18 protein-coding genes are annotated in these 19,788 nt (G+C 48.4%); 1 reads left to right on the top strand and 17 read right to left on the bottom strand.

The annotated features are described in order from the left end of the window. Window positions 1-216: 216 nt before the first annotated feature. The 7 genes from mazG to pth all read right to left on the bottom strand — a co-directional run bounded on the left by mazG (window position 217) and on the right by pth (window position 10,560). Entirely contained in the window at window positions 217-1,710 is a 1,494-nt protein-coding gene (mazG, locus tag MHB49_RS00240; protein ID WP_405154617.1) for a nucleoside triphosphate pyrophosphohydrolase, read from the bottom strand. A gap of 253 nt (window positions 1,711-1,963) precedes the next feature. Further along, window positions 1,964-3,691: an oligosaccharide flippase family protein gene (locus MHB49_RS00235; protein WP_405157011.1), complete on the bottom strand. Its 1,728-nt coding sequence runs from the start codon at window positions 3,689-3,691 to the stop codon at window positions 1,964-1,966. Window positions 3,692-3,879: 188 nt separating this feature from the next. Next, window positions 3,880-4,422, bottom strand: coding sequence for a stage V sporulation protein T (gene spoVT, locus MHB49_RS00230; RefSeq protein WP_090905211.1), 543 nt, complete (start codon window positions 4,420-4,422; stop codon window positions 3,880-3,882). Between the two features lie 319 nt (window positions 4,423-4,741). After that, window positions 4,742-5,884 carry a peptidylprolyl isomerase gene (locus tag MHB49_RS00225; RefSeq protein WP_247900145.1) on the bottom strand — a complete coding sequence of 381 codons (1,143 nt, stop codon included), beginning with the start codon at window positions 5,882-5,884 and terminating at the stop codon, window positions 4,742-4,744. Next, on the bottom strand, window positions 5,868-9,395 hold the full coding sequence (gene mfd, locus MHB49_RS00220; RefSeq protein ID WP_405154616.1) for a transcription-repair coupling factor: 3,528 nt from the start codon (window positions 9,393-9,395) through the stop codon (window positions 5,868-5,870). The genes MHB49_RS00225 and mfd overlap by 17 nt, the downstream gene beginning before the upstream one ends. 276 nt (window positions 9,396-9,671) lie before the next feature. Then, window positions 9,672-9,902: an anti-sigma-F factor Fin family protein gene (locus MHB49_RS00215; RefSeq protein WP_247900143.1), complete on the bottom strand. Its 231-nt coding sequence runs from the start codon at window positions 9,900-9,902 to the stop codon at window positions 9,672-9,674. 97 nt (window positions 9,903-9,999) lie between these two features. Beyond that, on the bottom strand, window positions 10,000-10,560 hold the full coding sequence (gene pth / locus MHB49_RS00210; RefSeq protein WP_247900142.1) for an aminoacyl-tRNA hydrolase: 561 nt from the start codon (window positions 10,558-10,560) through the stop codon (window positions 10,000-10,002). A gap of 363 nt (window positions 10,561-10,923) precedes the next feature. On the opposite strand from pth, the gene MHB49_RS00205 reads away from it, so the two are divergent. Next, window positions 10,924-11,124: a hypothetical protein gene (locus MHB49_RS00205; protein ID WP_024633712.1), complete on the top strand. Its 201-nt coding sequence runs from the start codon at window positions 10,924-10,926 to the stop codon at window positions 11,122-11,124. 108 nt (window positions 11,125-11,232) lie between these two features. Here the strand turns inward: MHB49_RS00205 and MHB49_RS00200 are convergent, their stop codons facing one another. From MHB49_RS00200 to rnmV, 10 genes are all read right to left on the bottom strand, one after another. Beyond that, complete coding sequence (locus MHB49_RS00200) at window positions 11,233-12,186, bottom strand: ribose-phosphate diphosphokinase (RefSeq protein WP_017691370.1); 954 nt, start codon at window positions 12,184-12,186, stop codon at window positions 11,233-11,235. 101 nt (window positions 12,187-12,287) lie between these two features. Beyond that, entirely contained in the window at window positions 12,288-13,679 is a 1,392-nt protein-coding gene (gene glmU, locus MHB49_RS00195) for a bifunctional UDP-N-acetylglucosamine diphosphorylase/glucosamine-1-phosphate N-acetyltransferase GlmU (protein ID WP_405157010.1), read from the bottom strand. A gap of 394 nt (window positions 13,680-14,073) precedes the next feature. Beyond that, window positions 14,074-14,358 carry a septation regulator SpoVG gene (gene spoVG, locus MHB49_RS00190; RefSeq protein ID WP_017691372.1) on the bottom strand — a complete coding sequence of 95 codons (285 nt, stop codon included), beginning with the start codon at window positions 14,356-14,358 and terminating at the stop codon, window positions 14,074-14,076. A 188-nt stretch (window positions 14,359-14,546) separates the two neighbouring features. After that, on the bottom strand, window positions 14,547-15,374 hold the full coding sequence (gene purR / locus MHB49_RS00185) for a pur operon repressor (protein WP_247900141.1): 828 nt from the start codon (window positions 15,372-15,374) through the stop codon (window positions 14,547-14,549). Between the two features lie 98 nt (window positions 15,375-15,472). After that, entirely contained in the window at window positions 15,473-16,327 is an 855-nt protein-coding gene (gene ispE, locus MHB49_RS00180; RefSeq protein ID WP_247900140.1) for a 4-(cytidine 5'-diphospho)-2-C-methyl-D-erythritol kinase, read from the bottom strand. A 149-nt stretch (window positions 16,328-16,476) separates the two neighbouring features. Beyond that, the gene (locus MHB49_RS00175) at window positions 16,477-16,653 is read right to left on the bottom strand and encodes a small, acid-soluble spore protein, alpha/beta type (RefSeq protein ID WP_062329399.1); all 177 of its coding nucleotides are present in this window, start codon (window positions 16,651-16,653) and stop codon (window positions 16,477-16,479) included. Window positions 16,654-16,902: 249 nt separating this feature from the next. Next, window positions 16,903-17,178 (bottom strand): biofilm formation stimulator Veg, encoded by a 276-nt coding sequence (veg, locus tag MHB49_RS00170; protein WP_053778931.1) that lies wholly within the window; start codon window positions 17,176-17,178, stop codon window positions 16,903-16,905. A 153-nt stretch (window positions 17,179-17,331) separates the two neighbouring features. Then, a complete protein-coding gene (gene yabG / locus MHB49_RS00165) occupies window positions 17,332-18,228 on the bottom strand; it encodes a sporulation peptidase YabG (RefSeq protein ID WP_247900138.1) in 897 nt (298 codons plus the stop codon). 59 nt (window positions 18,229-18,287) lie between these two features. Next, a complete protein-coding gene (gene rsmA / locus MHB49_RS00160; protein WP_405154615.1) occupies window positions 18,288-19,190 on the bottom strand; it encodes a 16S rRNA (adenine(1518)-N(6)/adenine(1519)-N(6))-dimethyltransferase RsmA in 903 nt (300 codons plus the stop codon). Between the two features lie 4 nt (window positions 19,191-19,194). Continuing rightward, window positions 19,195-19,740, bottom strand: coding sequence for a ribonuclease M5 (gene rnmV / locus MHB49_RS00155; RefSeq protein ID WP_024633704.1), 546 nt, complete (start codon window positions 19,738-19,740; stop codon window positions 19,195-19,197). Window positions 19,741-19,788: the final 48 nt, after the last annotated feature.

Below are 19,788 nucleotides of genomic sequence, written 5' to 3'. Positions count from 1 at the left end.
CTTGGCATCTGAAATCCTGCCTCGGTCTTCGACTTTTTTCACTTTTTGTCGGTCCTGCCCAAGAACAGTCTAAGTCCAGTACCCGAAACATCTCTCCGTTAATCACACGCTTTCTTGTGCAACCTGCCGGAGATGTTTCGACAACACGATACGCATGATGCAAAATGCTCGCCTATGTGAATGATATCGGATCAGCGCCCAAAATGCCAGAACCCTTTACAATCCAGCCTTCTTCGCTTCCTGCCAGTATTGCTCCATCTCATCAACATTGCTGTCTGATGGAGTTCTTCCCTGTTCACGCAGACGCTCCTCAATATACCGGAAACGCTGAATGAATTTCCGGTTGGTGGCGGCAAGCGCCTCCTCCGGATCGGTATCAATAAATCTCGCCACATTGGCAGCCGCAAACAATAAATCACCCAGTTCCAACTTCCGTTCTTCCGCAGACTGGTTATGCTGCACTGCTTCTTTTAGCTCTACCAGTTCTTCCTCGATCTTGGCAAAGACACCTTCCACGTCATCCCAATCAAAGCCGACCTTGGCCGCTTTTTTCTGTAATTTGTACCCTTTCATCAAAGCAGGCAAGTCGCGTGGAATACCGTCCAGCACGGAAGTCTGCTGCAGATGCTGCCCCTTGCGCTTTTTCTCCTCTGCCTTCATCTGTTCCCAGTTTTGCAGCGCTTCATCCGCATTCTCTGCCTGTTGTTCACCGAATACGTGCGGATGACGGAAAATCAGCTTATCGTTCAATCCTTCAATAACGTCGTACACATTAAACGTGCCAACCTCTTCTTCCATCTGGGAGTGCAGCAAAATCTGCAACAGGAGATCCCCCAGCTCTTCTTTCATGTGATCAGGGTCATCTTCATCAATCGTTTCGATGACTTCATAGGTTTCCTCGATCAGGTTTTTGCGAATGGATTGATGGGTCTGCTCCTGATCCCATGGACATCCGCCTGGGCTGCGAAGGATATTTACGATTTCATGCAGTCGTGCAAAAGAACGTCGACGAAGCGCGTCATCCGTATTTTTCGGTACATAGATCAATGAGAGATTACCGTACCCTTCAATCCGGTCCAGATCATGCAGCGGTACCTTGTGAATGATCTCCTGTCCCTGCACACCCAAGGCATGTCCGACAAATACCGGATAATCGTCAGGGTAAACGTCCATCAGACACAGTTTTACGTCAGAAGCGGTAAACACATCATATACTTGTCCAATCAAGGTATGAAGCTGCGGCTGCACCAACTCCGTATTCAGACTACTGGCATCGAGAAGCTGGAAACCCTCAATCGGATCGAATCCAAGACGAATAAACGCTTCATCCAGAAAGCTCTCCCCGCCCATGACACGCAGTGAAATGCCCATTTGTGGGCAGCGCTCCTTCAACAGGCGTACGCTCGCTTCAGCGACCATGGGATGCCCTGGCACGGCATAGACAATCTCGGTACCTGGCTCGCCCTTGCGTGCGGCCTCAAGCAGCCGGTCTGCAATTTCGTCATACACTTCCGGAAAAGAGTCCTTTGCCTCATAGATGGCATCGAAGGATGTCATCTCCAACCCCTCCTGCTTGAGATCATTCAATACGGGATGATCCAGTGTCCGTACGTACAGCGTCGCTGCATGTTTCATTTTTTTGATGATTCCTACCGTCAGCTGATCTGCATCTCCAGATCCAAGACCAACCACTGTTAAAGCTGCACTCATCTTAATAAGCCTCCATCCGAACTATCCTGTTCCGAATTTCCATCCTTGATCAAAACCAATCGTGGACGGGCCATACGTTGTACAGAACAGGGCTCTATAATTACACGTATTATAACAGAATTAGACATTATCCTATAATTGCATTTGCATATGAAACGGTGTGACTCTTTCAATCTCTTCTGCCCAGCTTCATCGTGTGAGTGCTGGGTTGAATGGACGGCGTAGCGCTAAGTGTAGCGGCACAACGCGGGGGTTAGCGCAGCACTCGCAGTCTGCGCAGCAGCTTGGCCAGCAGCGGCCCCAGCTTGGGCACAGCCGCCAGCTCTGCGGCGGTCAGCAGCCCCGTCCGGGCAGCGGCCAGCACGAACACGGCCGAGCCTGCGGCAATGCCAAGCAGGCTCACGCCCATCGCGGCCAGCCTGCGGTCGGCCGCGATCCCGATGCCGCCGAGCACTGCTTCGGCGGCCCAGGCCGTGCCTGCCGCCGCCAGGCTCATGGCGGCGATGACCAGCGCCGGCTTCGCCAGGACGGCGCCAGGGGCCGGGCGCAGGGCGACAAGCCGTGCCAGCAGCGCCACATTCAGGCCAGCCGCCAGCATGTAGGCGACTGCGCCTGCCAGGGCCGCGCCGCTGATGCCCAGCGCAGGCACAAGCATGACGTTCAGCAGCACTTTGACGCCTGCGGCGGCCAGCATGCTGAACGCGGGTGCGCGCACGGCGCCGAGGCCCTGCAGAAGCGCCGCCGCGATAATGCTGACGGTGCTGCCCGCAGCCGTCAGCGCCATGTACCGCAGGGCTTCGGTGCCTGCGGCATCCCCGTACAGCATGCGGTTGATCGGCTCTGCCAGCACCGCCAGACCTGCGGATGCCGCCAGACCGATCAGCCAGAACCAGCGCAGCGCCAGGCCTGCTTGCTGCCTCACCGCTTCCGGACCGCCTTTCAGCCGGGCCTCGGCCATCGCCGGAATAAAGAGCACAGACAGCGATGTGGCAAGCATCGTCACCAATTGAACCAGTGGCAAGCCCCGGTTGTAAATCCCGAAAGACACCATGGATTGTAGTTCATCCAGCCCCTCTCGTCTTAACAACCGAGGTACCGTAAAGGTATCCACCAGATTCATCAATGGCACGGCCAGTGATCCGAGACAGACCGGAATGGCATACCATAGCAGCGTCCGAATCCATTCGCCGTTGGATCGCCTCTGTTCGGGAAACAAGCTGCTCTCCTCTCGGTGGCGACCTTTTGTTTCGTCCATACTCACAGCAATTGCATCAACAGATTGCCCCGCTACCGATCCGGCACTTTCCATCATGACGGGCCGTTTCCCATGTTTCGCCCGATAATGATACACATATCCGAGCATTGTAACTAACCCTGCAAACCCTCCAGCCACTGAGCCAATCATGGCTCCTGCTGCAATGGTCTCCAATGAAGCGCCCCGCCTCATGAGCCACAAGAGCAGAACAATCATCACCGTGACCCGTACCGTTTGCTCTACCACTTGGGATACCGCTGTAGGCACCATCTGCTGCAAGCCCTGGAAATATCCGCGCAGTCCAGTCATCACCGGTACAAACAACAATGCCATTGAAGCTGCCCGAATGGACGGTACGACACTTCCGTTTCCGATCAGGTTTCCAACTAACGGTGCACCTATATACATCATTAAGGAAAGTGCCAGTCCAATCCCACCGAGCAGCATCGAGGACAGGCGTATAACCCGTTCACCCTCCTTCGGTCGCCCCAGAGCGTGCTGCTCGGCCACGAATTTGGATACTGCAACAGGAAGTCCGGCAGCAGCAATAGTAATGATCAGCATATAGAACGGGTACACCGTATTGTAGATGCCAAAAACACCGTCTCCTCCCAGATTCTGCAGCGGAATCTTCTGAAAAGCACCAATGATTTTGGATATAATGGCGGCAAGCCCAAGCACAAATGCGCCCTGAAGTAATCTTGAGCCTGTAGACGACTGTTTCATATGACCCTCCTGCGTTTGTCCGTGCATTCATTCCTTCAAAGTATACCTCGTTATTATACCTGTCCAAAGGCTCACAGACTAACCCTTCAAGGCATTCTACCCTTAAGGTCATAATCCAGACTGTCTACACTTCCCGGAAATGCAAAAACTCCTGTATGCCTCTAGGCACCAGGAGTTGATCTGCTTTTCTATTGCTCCATCTGTTTGCCAAGGAATCCGGCAGCCGTCTCGGACATTTTGACTTCCATTTGAGACATCTTCACCGATTCATCCTTGTTGAAAAGGATAACCGTTCCGATGGGATCACCACCCGAAATGATTGGGGCGATAACAAAAGATGATAACGTCTCGTCATGATCTTTGCTCAGCTCATAAGAACCATTGTTTGTCTCCATAATCGTCTTCCGGTTTTCCATACAGCTCTCCACCAGTTGACCAACCTGCTTGTCCAGATACTCTTTTTTGGAGCCACCTGCCACCGTAATAATCGTATCACGGTCAGAGATCATTGTTACATGGCCTGTACTTTCATACAGTGATTCTGCATATTCTTTGGCAAAATCACCAAGTTCGCCAATGGGCGAATATTTTTTAAGAATAACCTCTCCATCGCGGTCCACAAAAATCTCAAGTGGATCCCCTTCACGGATACGTAACGTACGGCGGATTTCTTTCGGAATGACCACTCGACCGAGGTCATCAATACGGCGGACAATACCAGTAGCTTTCATTTCACATGTTGCCCCACTTTCTCGAGAAGATTTTTCAACTACTGTTCCTTAATGGGTAGAGGAAAGTCCCAGAACGTTTAGTGTGATATCTTGACCATAGTATTCATCTGTTCCCATTTCCTTATACATACTTTGGAGAATATAGTTGTGTAACCTTCCACAGAAGGCGACCATGTACCCACTTCGCCCCATAGATACAAGGAAAAGCAAGAGGTAGGCCTTAAGTCCCCCTCTTGCTTTTCGGTATGGTTGTCCATGTTTGATGCATTCAGTGTATCACCCAGACAACGGGTTATCCTGAATGGTTGCGTCCACTATGTTACTTAGCGCTTGAATCTGTGCCTTCGCCTGTTGTTTTATCTTTATCGGTTTCAGTTGTTCCTGTATCCGTTTTGGTATCTGTACCCTTATCGGTTTTTTCACCCTCAGTACCTTTTTCCGTCCCTGTACCGGTTGTACCTTCAGTTGTACCTTCTTCAGCCTTGTCCGTTTTTGGCAGTTTTACTTCTTTGACGATTTTATCCAATTCGCTGGTCATGAATGTGTCGATTTCAGCAGCAGCCAATTGGCTCTTAAGTGTTTCTTTTTGTTCAGCAGTCAGTTTGCTGTAGTCCGCTTCTGTACGGGATTCCACTTTCATAACGTGGTAACCGTATTCTGTTTCAACAGGATCGCTGATTTTGTTCAATGGCAATGTTTTAGCAGCTTCTTTGAAGGCTTCTACCCAATTGGCTACAGGAGTATCTTCATAAAGACCGCCTTTTTCTGCGGAACCTGGATCTTCGGAGTATTCTTTTGCAATCTTAGCAAAGTCGGCTCCGCCGTCCAATTTCTTTTTAACTTCTTTTGCAATTTTAAGCGCATCTTCTTTTTTACGCTCTTTTTGCGTTTTTGGATCTGTAAAGTTAATCAGTACGTGACGTACAGACGCCGTTGTAAACTGATCTTTATTTTTTTCGAATTCAGCTTTAATCGCATCTTCCGTAACGCCAGTTTCTTTATCCTTGATTACTGTCATGATGCGGGTCATGTAGTCCTTGATGTTCTGGTCTGTAAGATTCTGAGCCTTCAGCATCTCGGTCCATTGGTCAGCTTGAACAGAGGCTTTCATTTTGTCAAATTGCTCTGTCGCTGTTTTTTCACCCTCGGTTTTGGCTGCATCACTTGCTTTTCCGCTCAAATATTCATATGCAACTTCCTGTTTTACCAGGTATTCCTTGAAATCATCCATATCCATCATTTGTGCATATTCCGGATACAGGAATTTCATGACCCGTTGCTCCATGTCAAATTCATTGGCTGTAATTGTGCCGCCATCATACGTAGCGACTACAGCACTTGTATCCTTCGTTTCTGTTGCTGCTTCTTCCTTCTTGCCACAAGCGGCAAGCAGTGATAAGGACAGCACTGCCACCATACTCACAGACAGTACTTTCCCTACCTTTTTATACTTTGCTAACATTCTTTAGTTCCCCCTTTGATTTAAAAGCACTTTTCATGGACTCCAGAAATTTCTCTACCAGCTCAATCAGTTGCTTGTCCCCAAGCCCTTTGCCTTTGACATGAATAAGCATTTGGGGTCCTTGTTCAAATTGTACACGTCTTTCGAACTGATTTCCAATGTGTGCGATTTTTGACAGCTCAAAGGCATGTTCTCGGCCTTCGTAGAACTTCAAAGTAAGATCATCGCCGCGTTGGGAGATGGATTCAATTCCATAGATCTTGCCATAAACTTTCAGTCTGGCTACCGCCAGCAGATTGATCACGGCTTCCGGAAGGTCACCGAACCGATCAACCAATTCGTCTTCCAGTTCCATCGCATCGTCGAAGGAGGCAATAACCGCCACTTTTTTATAAATCTCAATCTTCTGAATACTGTCATAAATATAATCAGACGGCAAGTACGCATCGATACTGAGATCCAGCGTTGTATTCCACTGATCGGATGGCACTGGCTCTTCCCCAAGCATTGTCACTTTGCGTTTGTTGATTTCCTCTGCCAGCATCTGAGAATACAGATCGAATCCGACAGACGCAATGAAGCCGTGCTGCTCAGCTCCAAGCAGATTGCCCGCGCCGCGGATCGACAAATCGCGCATCGCGATCTTGAATCCCGAACCCAGTTCGGTAAATTCCTTGATCGATTGCAGACGTTTCTCAGCAACTTCGGTCAGTACTTTATCCCGTTGGTACGTGAAATAGGCATACGCAATCCGGTTGGAACGACCAACCCGTCCACGCAGCTGATACAGCTGGGAGAGTCCCATTTTGTCCGCATCATGCACAATCAGGGTGTTTACGTTAGGAATATCCACCCCGGTCTCAATAATGCTTGTGCTGACGAGCACATCATATTCACCATCCAGGAAGTCCAGAATGGTCTTCTCCAGCTCCGTTTCCGACATCTGTCCATGCCCCACACCAACCTTGGCTTCAGGGACCAATTCGGAAATTTCGGCAGCCATCTCCTGAATTCCCTGCACACGGTTATACAAGTAATAGACTTGACCGCCGCGAGCCAATTCACGTTCAATCGCTTCACGAACAAGCGCCTGACTGTGTTCAACGACATACGTCTGTACCGGAAAACGATTTTCCGGCGGTGTCTCGATAACTGACAGATCCCGAACGCCCAGCATGGACATGTGAAGGGTACGCGGAATCGGCGTTGCTGTCAGTGTCAGCACGTCCACGTTGGTTTTCAGCTTTTTCAGTTTCTCCTTGTGCGTTACACCGAAGCGCTGCTCTTCATCTACAATTAACAGACCAAGATCCTTGAAGACCAAATCCTGTGACAATAGACGATGGGTACCGATGACGATATCGACAGTGCCTGCCTTAATGCCCTTGGCCGTCTCGTTTTGCTCTTTACGTGAACGGAATCGGCTGAGTACATTAATGTTAAATGGATAACCGGAGAACCGCTCACGGAACGTTTCATAATGCTGCTGTGCCAAAATAGTTGTCGGTACCAATACAGCAACCTGTTTCCCTTCAATGGCTGCCTTAAATGCAGCGCGGATTGCAACTTCGGTTTTGCCGTAACCGACATCTCCACACAATAAACGGTCCATCGGACGATTTTGTTCCATATCCTTCTTGATTTCCTCGATGGCACGCACCTGATCACGTGTCTCATCATAAGGGAACATGTCCTCGAACTCCTGCTGTTCTGCAGAGTCTTTGTCGAAGCCATAGCCTTTTGACGTCTGGCGTTCCGCATAAAGCTTAATTAGATCATCAGCAATATCCTGTACAGATGTGCGGACTTTGTTTTTTACCCGTGTCCACTCATTGCCGCCCAGCTTATATATTTTCGGCTCTTTCTCTTCCGAACCGACATATTTCTGAATGAGATCAATCTGCTCAATCGGTACAGACAGTTTGTCTCCACCGGCATAGAGAATATGCATGTAGTCCTTGTGAATACCGCCAACCTCAAGTGTGCCGATCCCGAGATACTTACCAATCCCGTGATTCTGGTGAACGACATAATCGCCCACTTTCAGCTCACTATACGATTTAATTCGTTCAGCATTGTCCACATTACGAATCGGTTTGCGCACTTTACGCTGCTTCTGGGAGAACATCTCACCTTCGGTAACGACAGCCAGATGGATGGATGGCATTTCAAAACCCGTTTGCAGGTGGCCAATCAGCATCTCCGGCTCTGGAATATCATAATCCATGAGTACCCGGCGCATCCGATCGAGCCTCTCCTCACCGTTAGCCAGCATGATCACCTGAACCCCGGCTTTCTGCCAACGCTCCATCTCTGCTTTGAGCACGTTCATCTGACCATGGAAGTCCTGCATTCCACGGCTGATAAAGTTGAGGATATTCTGCGGCTGGGTATGAGGTACCTGACGTAAAAAGATAGACATAAACAGCGTCTGGAATGGACGTTCATAGATTAGATCATCCCCATCTGCCGACAGATGCAGGTCCGGAAGGGTCTTCCCGTTTTGCATCAAATGCAGATTCCACTCTGACTCATCCCGGTCAAGCTGTTTCGACGTCTCTGCAAGTCTTGCTGGTTCGTCGAGTACAAGCAATGTATCTTCCGGCATGTAGTCGTAGATCGTCTTGTTTTCCGGATAGAGCGGTGAAATATATTTATACATTTCGGAGAAATACACATGCTCCCGCAAAAGTTCGATCTCGCGATGAATTTCTTCACGCAGACGCAGCTTCGCCTGCCGGTCTGTCATTTTCTCCAGCTGTTGGTCAAGCAAAATAGCGGCTGCATCCGCAGCCTTCTCCATGCGTTCCCGATCTGCAATTAACTCTTTGCATGGCAGTACCGTCACTTCGCTAATTCGTTCAATGGAACGCTGATCTGCAGGATCAAATGTCCGAATGGAATCGATCTCATCATCAAACAATTCCACACGATAAGCAATGGACGATGTGACCGGATAGAAATCAATAATTCCTCCACGTACACTCATCTCGCCGCGTGATTCTACACGCTCCACGCGTTCATATCCGAGCTTCACCATCTCCAGAAGGAATGAATCGAGCTCCAGCGTATTACCTTGTTTAATTGTAATCTGAGCATTAGCCATCACTTCCGGAAGTGGAACATAACGCCTTACCCCGGAAAACGGGATAACAACAACGCCCCTGAATCCCTGGGCGCAGCGGACCAACACGTCAATACGCTGACCCAATGTTTCCGGACTGGAAACAGCAGCTTCAGCGGCAACAAGTTCATTGGCAGGATATAGCAGCACTTGATCTGGTGAAAGCGCTTCCTGTAAATCTTCTGCGATTTTTTGAGCGGAAAACATATTGTGTGTCACAACGAGCAACGGACGGTTCATTTCCTGATGTAAGGCGGCCAGCATAATCTGACGTGCAGATCCCGATAAGCCCGAAACCAATTGCTCCTTCATGCCGGATGAAATCCCGGCCGTGATCGACCCGAAGTCTGGATCTTTGGAAAAAGCCTGTATAAGTGCTTGTAACAAAAGGGGCACCTCTCTTATAACTTACTTGAGTATCTCACGCCTGCGCGCAGGTTCACCACATTAAAATGGATACAAATTCCTTTTTGTCCTGTTTCATCATAAAGGATTCATTGCTACTTTGCCACATCCGTTTGATGTGGCTGAGGGTGATTTGGCATATAGTCTCGTTTCGTCCCAACTGAAAAGAAGCCTCAGCAGGCTGCCAAGGCTATAAAGGCGGAGCGGTATTCCGCAGCCGCCATCATCTGTCATACGTTCTTGCTGCAGGCGAGATCATTATTGAAGCGGGCTCGCAAGCAGGCTCAGCTCAGGATTGAACTCCAAAGCTTCTTTGCAATAATCACATGTAATTCGTACGGTTATATCGCCACCGGAATTATACGCTATTATATCCCTCCGCTCGTCGGGGGTCAAGAAATGAAAGCCCAACTGCGCTTCCGTTATCCGGGCAGAATCGATTTGTCCAATAAATGTACGGCAATGCCTACACACATAATTCACTGACATGTCTATGCCTCCTGAACATGGTTTATACGTCCAGTATGCCCATTATGACAGAATCGAACCCGAATCTTGATCATTTTCTAGTGTCATTTGCAGTGGTTCACCCGTTGAACTTGGCCATCGTCTGCTCAAACGTATGATCCAGACTATACTCCAATGCATCACAGGTCTGTTCGATCGTTTGATCGAGCGCTTCCTTTTCGTTCTTCATAAACTTCGACAGTACGTAGTCTACAATGGCATGTCCGGGTTCTGGTCGGGATATTCCCATCCGTACCCGGTTAAACTGCTGAGTACCGGTATGTTGGATAATGGATTTGATTCCATTGTGACCACCCGCACTACCTTGGTAACGCAATCTGACTTTGCCTGTTTCCGTGTCCATGTCGTCATAGACGACAATCAGGTCCTCGAGACTAACTTTATAAAAATCCATATAAGCCCTTACCGACTCACCGGACAGGTTCATAAACGTCATTGGTTTAATCAGCACCGTTTTGACGCCACCAATTATACCTTCTCCAATCAGCGCCTTACATTTGCTCTGCGTTATGGAGATGTTATGACGATCTGCAAGTCGATCAAGTGCCATAAAACCAATATTATGGCGGGTTTTGGCGTAGTTCGGGCCTGGATTTCCGAGGCCGACAATCCACTTCATCTTGTTCCCTCCTTCGGATCAGCCTAAGGTGAAGCATAGACTTCGAATGTTATATTTCATATAATATCAACAAAGTGAAATTCGAATTGGTTATATAATTTGAACGATTATTACACCTAACCACTCCGATTGCAGTACCATCTTTCGATCGCTCTTATCCCCAGATTTTCTTTATTCCCTTGATCCAAGGGAAAAATCCGGTGATAGCCTATGCTTCCGAAGTAGCTTTCTTGCAGAAAGCTTTCAGGCGCACGCTCCGCTTCTTCAGATTGGTTCTGCACTCTCCGTTTTGGTGTAAACGCCAGTTTCAACTTATATCATGTTTACAGCTTTTATTCATCAACCCAGGAAGGTGAGCGGGTTTTGCGCGAAGACAACGGACAACTGACTCAACATAGCGATTTTATCTATCATCTGGAATATCACGTACCTGTACAGGTATATGACCGCGACACCCATATTGAGATCGGACTTATCACACGTTTCGATAATCAATTTGTCGAAATTGCCGACACTCTTTTCCATCGGCGCCGATTCCGTTTTATCTCCCGCCCCGGATATTAAACATTCGGCAGGCACCGCTTCACTTCCAATATAACGGCACGCCGACAGGGGTTACATTTTCCATTGATCCGGAAAACGTAACCCCTCTACTACTTTATGCAGACATCCTTATTCAATTTCAAACAGTTTGCTGATTGACAATTCCTCATGAACACGGATAATGGCTTCTCCAAGCAAAGGTGCTACAGACAACACTTTAAGTTTGCTTGTCGGGTTAGCATGCGTAATTGGAATGGTATCTGTTACGATAACTTCCTTCAGCGGTGCATTCTCCAAGCGTTCCATCGCAGGTCCCGACAATACCGGGTGAGTACAGCAAGCGTACACTTCCTTCACGCCGCCTTCCATCAGAGCATTCGCTCCCAGTACAATCGTTCCCGCCGTATCAATGATGTCATCGATCAGAATGGCTGTTTTACCTTCGATGTTACCGATAATGTTCATCACTTCGCTGACATTCGGCTCCGGACGACGTTTGTCGATAATTGCGAGAGGTGCATTCAGGAAGTCCGCCAGTTTCCGAGCGCGTACTACGCCGCCGTGGTCAGGCGATACAACAACCGGATTTTCGATCTGTTTCGAGCGGAAATATTGAGCCAAAATCGGCACGCCGAGCAGATGATCGACCGGAATATCGAAGAATCCCTGAATCTGCATGGCATGCAAGTCCATCGCGATTACACGGGTTGCACCTGCTTTTTCGATCAGGTTGGCAACCAGCTTGGCTGTAATCGGATCACGCGAACGGGCCTTACGGTCCTGTCTGGCATAACCATAGTACGGGATAACAACGTTAATCGTCTTGGCGGATGCCCGTTTAAGTGCATCAATCATTACGAGCATTTCCATCAGGTTGTCATTAACCGGCAAGCAAGTAGACTGCACGATATAGACGTGACAGCCCCGAACACTTTCAGAGAGTTTCACTTGGATCTCACCATCACTGAAGCTGGTTGTGTGAGATTCACCCATAGGAATTCCGATATAATCAGCAATTTGATGGGCAAGCTTGGGGTTAGAATTGCAAGTAAATATTTTTAATTTCGAATCAAAATAAGTCATAAAATAAAAACCCTCCGTGCTGGTTCATTGGAATCTATAAGCGTCTGCGACATGTCGGCACCCCCCGGTGTACGGGAGACAATTCTTAATATCAATACCCCTTATTCGGGTTTGGCATTTTGTTTCTTCGCTTTGGCACGACCACGGATTTTCTCCGCATACCCAGGTTTGTTCTCCTGGCGTGGGCGGGCAATTGCGAGATCGTTGTCGGGAACAGAATGGGTAACGGTAGAGCCTGCAACAACATATGCGCCTTTTCCTACCGTGACAGGTGCAATCAGATTGACGTTGCTGCCTACGAACGCATCATCCTCAATCGTCGTTACAGCTTTATTATATCCATCATAATTCACCGTTATTGCCCCACATCCAACATTTACGTTTTTCCCTACTTTAGCATCCCCAATATAACTGAGATGAGATACTTTGGAGCCTTCATCAATTGTAGCATTTTTCACTTCAACAAAGTCACCAATTTTTACTTTGCGGCCCAGTTTGGTGCCTGGACGCAAATAAGCAAATGGACCTACAGTTGCTTCTGATCCAACCTCGGCTTGTGACAGTACAGAATGCTTGATTGTAACGCCATCCTGAATGATACTATCTTCCACATCTGCCTGAGGACCAATATGGCATCCTTCACCAATGGTAGTTGTACCTTTGAGTATGGTACCCGGATACAATACTGTATCTGATCCAATGGTAACATCCGCCCCGATATATGTCGATGCCGGATCGATGATCGTAACACCGTTCAACATATGTTTTACCGCCAAACGTTCACGCATGAACGCTTCTGCTTGTGAAAGAGCAAGTCGATCATTAACTCCGATGGATTCCGCGATGTCATCTGACATGTAGGCTTCCACCACTTCTCCATCATTACGGAAAATGCCAACCACGTCAGTGAGATAATACTCTCCCTGAGCATTCTGGTTCGTCACTTTCTCCAACGCAGCGAATAACTTGGCATTATCGAAGCAGTACGTGCCTGTGTTGATTTCGTTCACAGCATCTTCCTGCTCTGTGCAATCCTTCTGTTCAACAATGCGCTGAACGGAACCATCTTCGCCGCGAATAACACGGCCATACCCTTTGGGATTGTCCAGTTTAGCTGTAAGTACCGTTGCTGCTGCTCCGCGACTCTCATGAAGCTGCATCAGCCCTTCAAGCGTCTCACTGGTCACAAGTGGTGTGTCTCCGCAGACAACAATCGTTGATCCTGCTTCGCTGCCGAGCAGGGATTTTACCTGCTTCACCGCATGTCCTGTTCCCAATTGTTCAGCCTGAAGTGCATACTCTGCTTTGGAACCCAAAAATGACTGCACCGCTTCGGCACCATGACCGACCACAACGACGCTGCGTTCAACGCCTGCGCGAAGAGCTGCATCCACCACGTGACCCACCATTGGTTTACCGCATACGGGATGCAGTACTTTGTACAATTTCGATTTCATCCGTTTGCCTTGCCCTGCTGCAAGAACGATTGCCATTCTTTTCAAAATTTACGACCTCCTGTTCTGAAAAACCCATCGTTTTGACCTTACCTGTATATATCCGATGAGTAACGTTCAGCCGGCCCTGCGCCGGTCTTGTTCATCGCCTGCTGTCTCTGTAATCACGCGTAACAACGCGGACACCAACAAATCGTGACCTATATGTATACGCCGTGTACCTGCGAGCTTAACCGATTCCCATGATTCCTAAGATGCCGCCCTGTTACCAAGCGCACGCTGCGCTTTTTGTTCTTTCAACATTTTGCAACATTTAAGCTGCGGAAATGCTCTTCTGTGAATAAACTCAATACTGAATATATCTTATTCCGGTCAAAAAGAAAAGAGAGCCATAAGACATGGCTCTCTTTTCCTTCGAACCCCAATAATGTTCTCAGGCACCTTCTTCAATGACTTCTTCCTCAGTTGCTGCGCGATCGTACTCAGTCAAAACTGCTGCTTGAATCTTCTCGCGAGTACCGGAAGAGATCGGGTGGGCGATATCACGGAATTCTCCGTCAGGAGTCCGCTTGCTCGGCATAGCAACAAACATTCCGTTATTGCCATCGATGACGCGAATGTCATGAACGACGAATTCGTTATCGATGGTAATGGATGCAATAGCCTTCATTCTCCCCTCCGAGTTAACACGGCGGAGTCTGACATCCGTAATTTGCATGTGTGTGTTCACCACCTTTTTCCATCAGAACTTGGTGTATAATTCCACACAGCCTATACGAACTCCTTCTTTTTATGACCATAAAAATATCCTAATATCAGGAATTTTTTTATTTAATACACAATTCGACACCGTTAGTGCCAGGTCGATGGAAAAGAACCTTTCCCGACATGTAATTCGTCATGATTCTACAGGTCAAAATAGTTGCCAGGCTTGACGGAAATCTGTCTGCTCTTCGCATCAACCGCCGTCAGCTTCGCCAGAGAAATGTAATCCGTCAGCAGTCGTTCTTCCGAATCAACCGATCCAGATTCTACTAATACGCCTACTCCCGCTACCGTAGCATTAAACTCGGCTAATAGGTCGATCATCCCTTGGACGGTTCCCCCTGCTTTCATAAAATCATCTACAATGAGCACTCTGGAGTGCTCACGCATAGCCCTGCGAGATAGGGACATGGTATGTAGGCTTTTATGGGACCCGGATACATAATTGATACTTACGGCCGATCCTTCCGTAGCCTGATGGTCCCTGCGCACGAGCACTACAGGCAGGTTGAGCTGGGCTCCGGTCGCATAAGCAAGCGGAATTCCTTTCGTCTCGACCGTCATCACCACATCAATATCCATATTGCCAAAGGCAGTTGCAAAGATCTTGCCGGCTTCATTCATCAATGCGGGCTGTCCAAGCAGGTCGGACATATACAGGTACTCACCAGGGAGTATCCGATCGGGCTGCGCGAGCTGGGTAGAAAGTCGTTCTGCAAAAGCCAGTGCCAGTTCTCTGGACACCTTTGGAATCCACTTTACTCCCCCGGCTGCTCCAGCCAGTGTATGCAGTTCTCCCGAACCACCTTCTTCGAACACTTCCTTGATAATCGCCAAATCTTCACTGATCGACGACTTCGCAGCTCCATAGCGTTCGGCAAACGTGGTTAACGGAATAACCGTATGCGGCCTAGACAATAAGTACTGCGTCATTTCAACCAGCCTTGCGCTTCGTTTTAATTTCTTCACAGAGATCCATCCTCACGATCACGGAAAACATCCAAATCCGAATAATTATTTAAAAATATACCACCTTTATACGTGTTTGTACATTATAAAAGCGAATTTTAAGTTAGCATACGTACAGCATACACTTCTTTACAGAAGCCTCGCAGTCCATTGTAAATCCGGGCAACCTTGGACTCCTTGGAGACCAGTCCAAACACGGTCGGACCGCTGCCTGACATTAATACTCCGTCTGCTCCGAGCCGAATCATGGCATCTTTCAGATGCTGGACTTCCGGATGCAGCTTCAATGTGACGTCCTCAAGCACATTTCCCATTTGCCCGCACACTTCGGCAAAGGATTGGTTGCGGATGGCCTGCTCCATTTTGGCGGCACTTGGATGACGGACAATCTTATCGCTGCGGAAACGTCCATACACGTCGGCTGTGGACACATTAATCGGCGGCTTGGCCAAGATTACCCAACATTGCGGGGGATTCGGCATCGGTGTCAGCTTCTCCCCACGGCCTGTGGCGAGTGCTGTTCCGCCTGTAATGCAGAAAGGCACATCCGATCCAAGTTCAGCTCCGAGCTCCTGCAGCTCTTGATCCGGGATGTTAAGACGCCAGAGGCGATTCAATCCACGCAGGGTTGCCGCTGCGTCACTGCTGCCACCAGCAAGTCCGGCAGCAACCGGTATTTTTTTGTCCAGATGTATATGAACCCCGGTTTTCACGTCATACCGTTCTTTAATAAGCCTGGCTGCCTGAAAAGCCAGGTTCTTCTCATCCAGGGGAATATATCCCGCCTGACTGGAGATAAAGATCGTATCACGAGGCAGTTCAGACATTTCCAGTCGATCGGCAAGATCCACCATCGTCATGATCATCTCAACTTCATGAAATCCATCTCTTCTTTTATGTAAAACGTCCAGCATCAAATTAATTTTAGCAGGCGCTTTTTCGTAAATTTTCAAGGCGTTCACCCGTCCTCACCTTTTCCCTAAGACAACTTAACATATTATATCAAAATGGGGCTGTCAAGTCATTTCTATTCCGCATCCATGGGGAAAAAGCGAGGTCATTCCTGCCGGATTGCCCCGCTCTCCAAACCGATTGAACCGGATTACGATTTACGTGCCGCTTCTTCCGCCATTTGAATGGCCCGTTTCACCATATTGCCCGCATCCTTCGCTTTAATCCCGCCCCAACCTTCTTGTTGGACGGTATCATAGAACCCCAGGTCTTTTGCCAGTTCATTCTTGAGTTCATCCGACATTACACTTCTTCTTCTCCGGCTCATGGATCATCCTCCTCCAAATAATTCATTTACGATAAGTCCATTCGTTTCCGGGACTATTTGCCCTCAGGCCAAGTACATTTCTTTGAGCTGCTTAAGAAAATGTCTTGAACCTGTCCAAATAGTATGCCGCTTCTTCCCCAGACTCATTCCTGATCCTATATGGCTTCCAATAAATCGGTGTGATTATTTGTTTCTGAAAATAAAAAAAGCGATCTGCCCAATGGGGGCAAAATCGCCGTAAATCGATACTTACGTCTCCATATAGGAGCTATGCGTCTGGCTGCCTGGATCAAATACCATGACTTCCACCGATTCCGTAAGTATATCAGCATAACTGTAGGATACTCGCTTGAACGTTTCTTGCTCCTCATCAAGCTTGACAATAAAAACAGAAGGGTACGTTTCTTCCAATACACCTGTACGCTCAATGGTCTTACGGCGGCCACCATTAGCCCGCAGCATAATTTTCTGACCAATATGTGCATCGAGATTGCGTTTGATATCCAATAGCGTATTTTTAGCCATTGTCGACGACCACCTCTTTTCTTGTCCATTATACCGGATTTTACAGTCATTGTCAAATCAAAACTAATTATTATATCAGCATCAAAAAGTTGTTGTCAATGAATTTTTTTGCAAACAAAAAAAGCCCCTAGATGGGACTTTCTTCTGCCATCATCAGACGGCTGATGGATTCACTTTTAACGTGGATAAATCATTCAACCCGGGCAGTCCTACCCGGTAACTTCCTCGTGTCTCTACACCGCCCACACCCTGACTGCCACTGATCGTATTATGCAGAACGTCATTCATGTTCACCGTTTCCCGCACCGACGTGAAGGCTGCCTTGGCTGCCACGTAGACCGGGTCCAGGGCATGAATGAGGATTCTGCCTGGTGAGCTCGCAAAGTTGGCTCCGGCCCGCAACAAAGCCTCAAAGTGGGACTGACACGCCCCAGCTACAATCGTGAGTGCATCGAGATGGCGTTCATATTGTCTAGCCACCTGAATAGCGGATACAAAGTTCTGTGAATTCTTGTAACTTCCCAGACTATATAAGTCATAAGGCTGACGAGTCTTGAGTACCCCGTCATGGCCAGTAATGACAACAATATCTGGACGCACTTTGGGCAGCAGACGATATAAAGTGTCCGCCATCGCAGACTCATGTACATATTGCCCCTCCGCCGGGACGCGAAGCTGTTCATAAAGGTTCATGCTTTTTTTAAGATAATTGGGGTCACCATCCAAGTGCAGCACTTTACCAGGCATCTCGAAATAAGCCGGGTCTTGTTGAACTGACCATTCCTGAACTATACCTTCACGATTGCGCTCTGCCTGTTCCATTCGATTCTGCTGCAGGCGTGAGAGCGTCTGATGAGCCTTCACATGAGCCTGCCGCGTCTTGGCACTCTGCGGTTCATAAGGAACCTGTATCAAATCGTCAACAGGGGAATCGGCTAACAGCCGGAACTCGGTCCCTTTAATAATGGCACCGTCCGATTGGAGGCCTTCCACCCGGAAAGTCACATCTCCACCGTATGACTTTCGAACGACCAAGTCTCCGATATTCATCAACATAATCACCTCTACCCCATCGTATGGGCAGAAACCCGGATTGGTTCATCCGAATTTTACAATGGTGCACGTACCCCGGCTTCCCACATGACGGTACTGAGCGTAGCATACTCCTGCAGACTCAACGTTTCTCCTCGTCTCGAAGGCTGAATACCCGCCTGCTCCAGCAGCTGATCAGCCTGTTCTCTATTCTCTTTCGTGAAGAAACGGGCTTTCAGGTTATTGGAGATTGTTTTTCTGCGCTGAGCAAATGAAGCCTGTACCACTTCGAAGAAATGTGCCTCGTTCGGTATTTCAACCGGCGGTTGCTCACGCACCTTTAACTTGATTACAGCCGATTCCACATTAGGTTGCGGAATAAAGACCGTAGGTGGCACGATACAGACCAATTCCGGCATACTGTAGTACTGAACCGCGATACTCAGACTACCATAGTCCTTAGATCCTGGTGCAGCAGCCATCCGTTCAGCCACTTCCTTTTGAATCATGACCACAATGCTGTCCACAGGCAGCTTCTCTTCAAGCAGCTTCATCATGATTGGCGTCGTTACATAATAAGGAAGATTAGCTACAACACTCACTTTATCTACTGTTCCAAAATCCGTACGGAACAGCTCAGCCAGATCCAGCTTCAACACATCCCCATGATGCACACGAACATTCGGATAAGGCTGCATTACTTCACCCAGAATCGGCAACAGCCGCTGATCAATCTCTACAGCTGTTACGGGTCCGGCTACCCGAGCCAGACGTTCTGTGAGTGCTCCAATACCTGGTCCAATCTCAAGAGCGCCCTTGGACGCGTCCAGATCAGCTGCAGTTACAATTTTGTTCAATATATTTTGATCGATCAGAAAGTTCTGACCCAAGCTCTTCTTGAATGAAAATCCGTGTCTTTGAATAATTTCTTTGGTTCGTTTGGGTGTTGCAATCTCTATGGTTTCTTCCATGTCTTTCATACGCTCACAATCCTTCACGTTCAATTTGCGATAATGCCTCGGAGAACTCTTCCCGGGTAATCTGGAATACACTTAACCGCTTATGGAACTGCTTGCCGTTGCAATATCCTATGCCCAGCAGATTACCCATCTCCATACGACGTGCAGCAGCCTGTGGGTGCACAATCAGTCCCGCCGCAATCAGATCCTCCCAATCGATCAGACTGGGTGCACCTTCATATGACGTGTGTACGCGTGCCAATGCATGACGAATCGCCTCCGGTGAGGCGTTCTCCACTCCAATGTCGCCTTTGCGCGTTGCATCTGCCTCCGGAATGAAAGCATGCTTGCAACCAGGTACTTTATTGGCAATGATTTTACGAATACGTTCACCAGCATGATCCGGGTCTGTCAGTACAATAACACCACGTCTCTCTTGAGCAAGTGCAATCCGCTTTAGAATGCGCTGGTTGATAGCAGAACCACCAGTCTCAATCGTATCTGCTTGAACTGCACGTCGAATAGCTACAGTGTCGTCACGGCCTTCCACCACGATCACTTCTTTTATCATGTTCCATTTCTTCCTTTCTAACGCAAAAAGAAGAGGAATATCCTCTTC

The organism is Paenibacillus sp. FSL K6-0108 (assembly GCF_045040695.1).
In the GTDB taxonomy this organism is placed as follows: Bacteria; Bacillota; Bacilli; order Paenibacillales; family Paenibacillaceae; genus Paenibacillus; species Paenibacillus pabuli_B.
This window is presented reverse-complemented; position numbering and strand designations above follow the sequence as displayed.

Bases quoted from the DNA above. Each gene is read 5' to 3' on its own strand.
- rsmA (WP_405154615.1), bottom strand. From the start codon at position 19,190: ATGAAAGACATGGAAGAAACCATAGAGATTGCAACACCCAAACGAACC.
- pth (WP_247900142.1), bottom strand. From the start codon at position 10,560: ATGAAGTGGATTGTCGGCCTCGGAAATCCAGGCCCGAACTACGCCAAA.
- glmU (WP_405157010.1), bottom strand. From the start codon at position 13,679: ATGGCAATCGTTCTTGCAGCAGGGCAAGGCAAACGGATGAAATCGAAA.
- MHB49_RS00175 (WP_062329399.1), bottom strand. From the start codon at position 16,653: ATGAGCCGGAGAAGAAGAAGTGTAATGTCGGATGAACTCAAGAATGAA.
- MHB49_RS00225 (WP_247900145.1), bottom strand. From the start codon at position 5,884: ATGTTAGCAAAGTATAAAAAGGTAGGGAAAGTACTGTCTGTGAGTATG.
- mazG (WP_405154617.1), bottom strand. From the start codon at position 1,710: ATGAGTGCAGCTTTAACAGTGGTTGGTCTTGGATCTGGAGATGCAGAT.
- MHB49_RS00215 (WP_247900143.1), bottom strand. From the start codon at position 9,902: ATGTCAGTGAATTATGTGTGTAGGCATTGCCGTACATTTATTGGACAA.
- yabG (WP_247900138.1), bottom strand. From the start codon at position 18,228: ATGAATATCGGAGACTTGGTCGTTCGAAAGTCATACGGTGGAGATGTG.
- MHB49_RS00235 (WP_405157011.1), bottom strand. From the start codon at position 3,691: ATGAAACAGTCGTCTACAGGCTCAAGATTACTTCAGGGCGCATTTGTG.
- spoVG (WP_017691372.1), bottom strand. From the start codon at position 14,358: ATGCAAATTACGGATGTCAGACTCCGCCGTGTTAACTCGGAGGGGAGA.
- rnmV (WP_024633704.1), bottom strand. From the start codon at position 19,740: ATGATAAAAGAAGTGATCGTGGTGGAAGGCCGTGACGACACTGTAGCT.
- veg (WP_053778931.1), bottom strand. From the start codon at position 17,178: ATGGCTAAAAATACGCTATTGGATATCAAACGCAATCTCGATGCACAT.
- MHB49_RS00200 (WP_017691370.1), bottom strand. From the start codon at position 12,186: ATGACTTATTTTGATTCGAAATTAAAAATATTTACTTGCAATTCTAAC.
- spoVT (WP_090905211.1), bottom strand. From the start codon at position 4,422: ATGAAAGCTACTGGTATTGTCCGCCGTATTGATGACCTCGGTCGAGTG.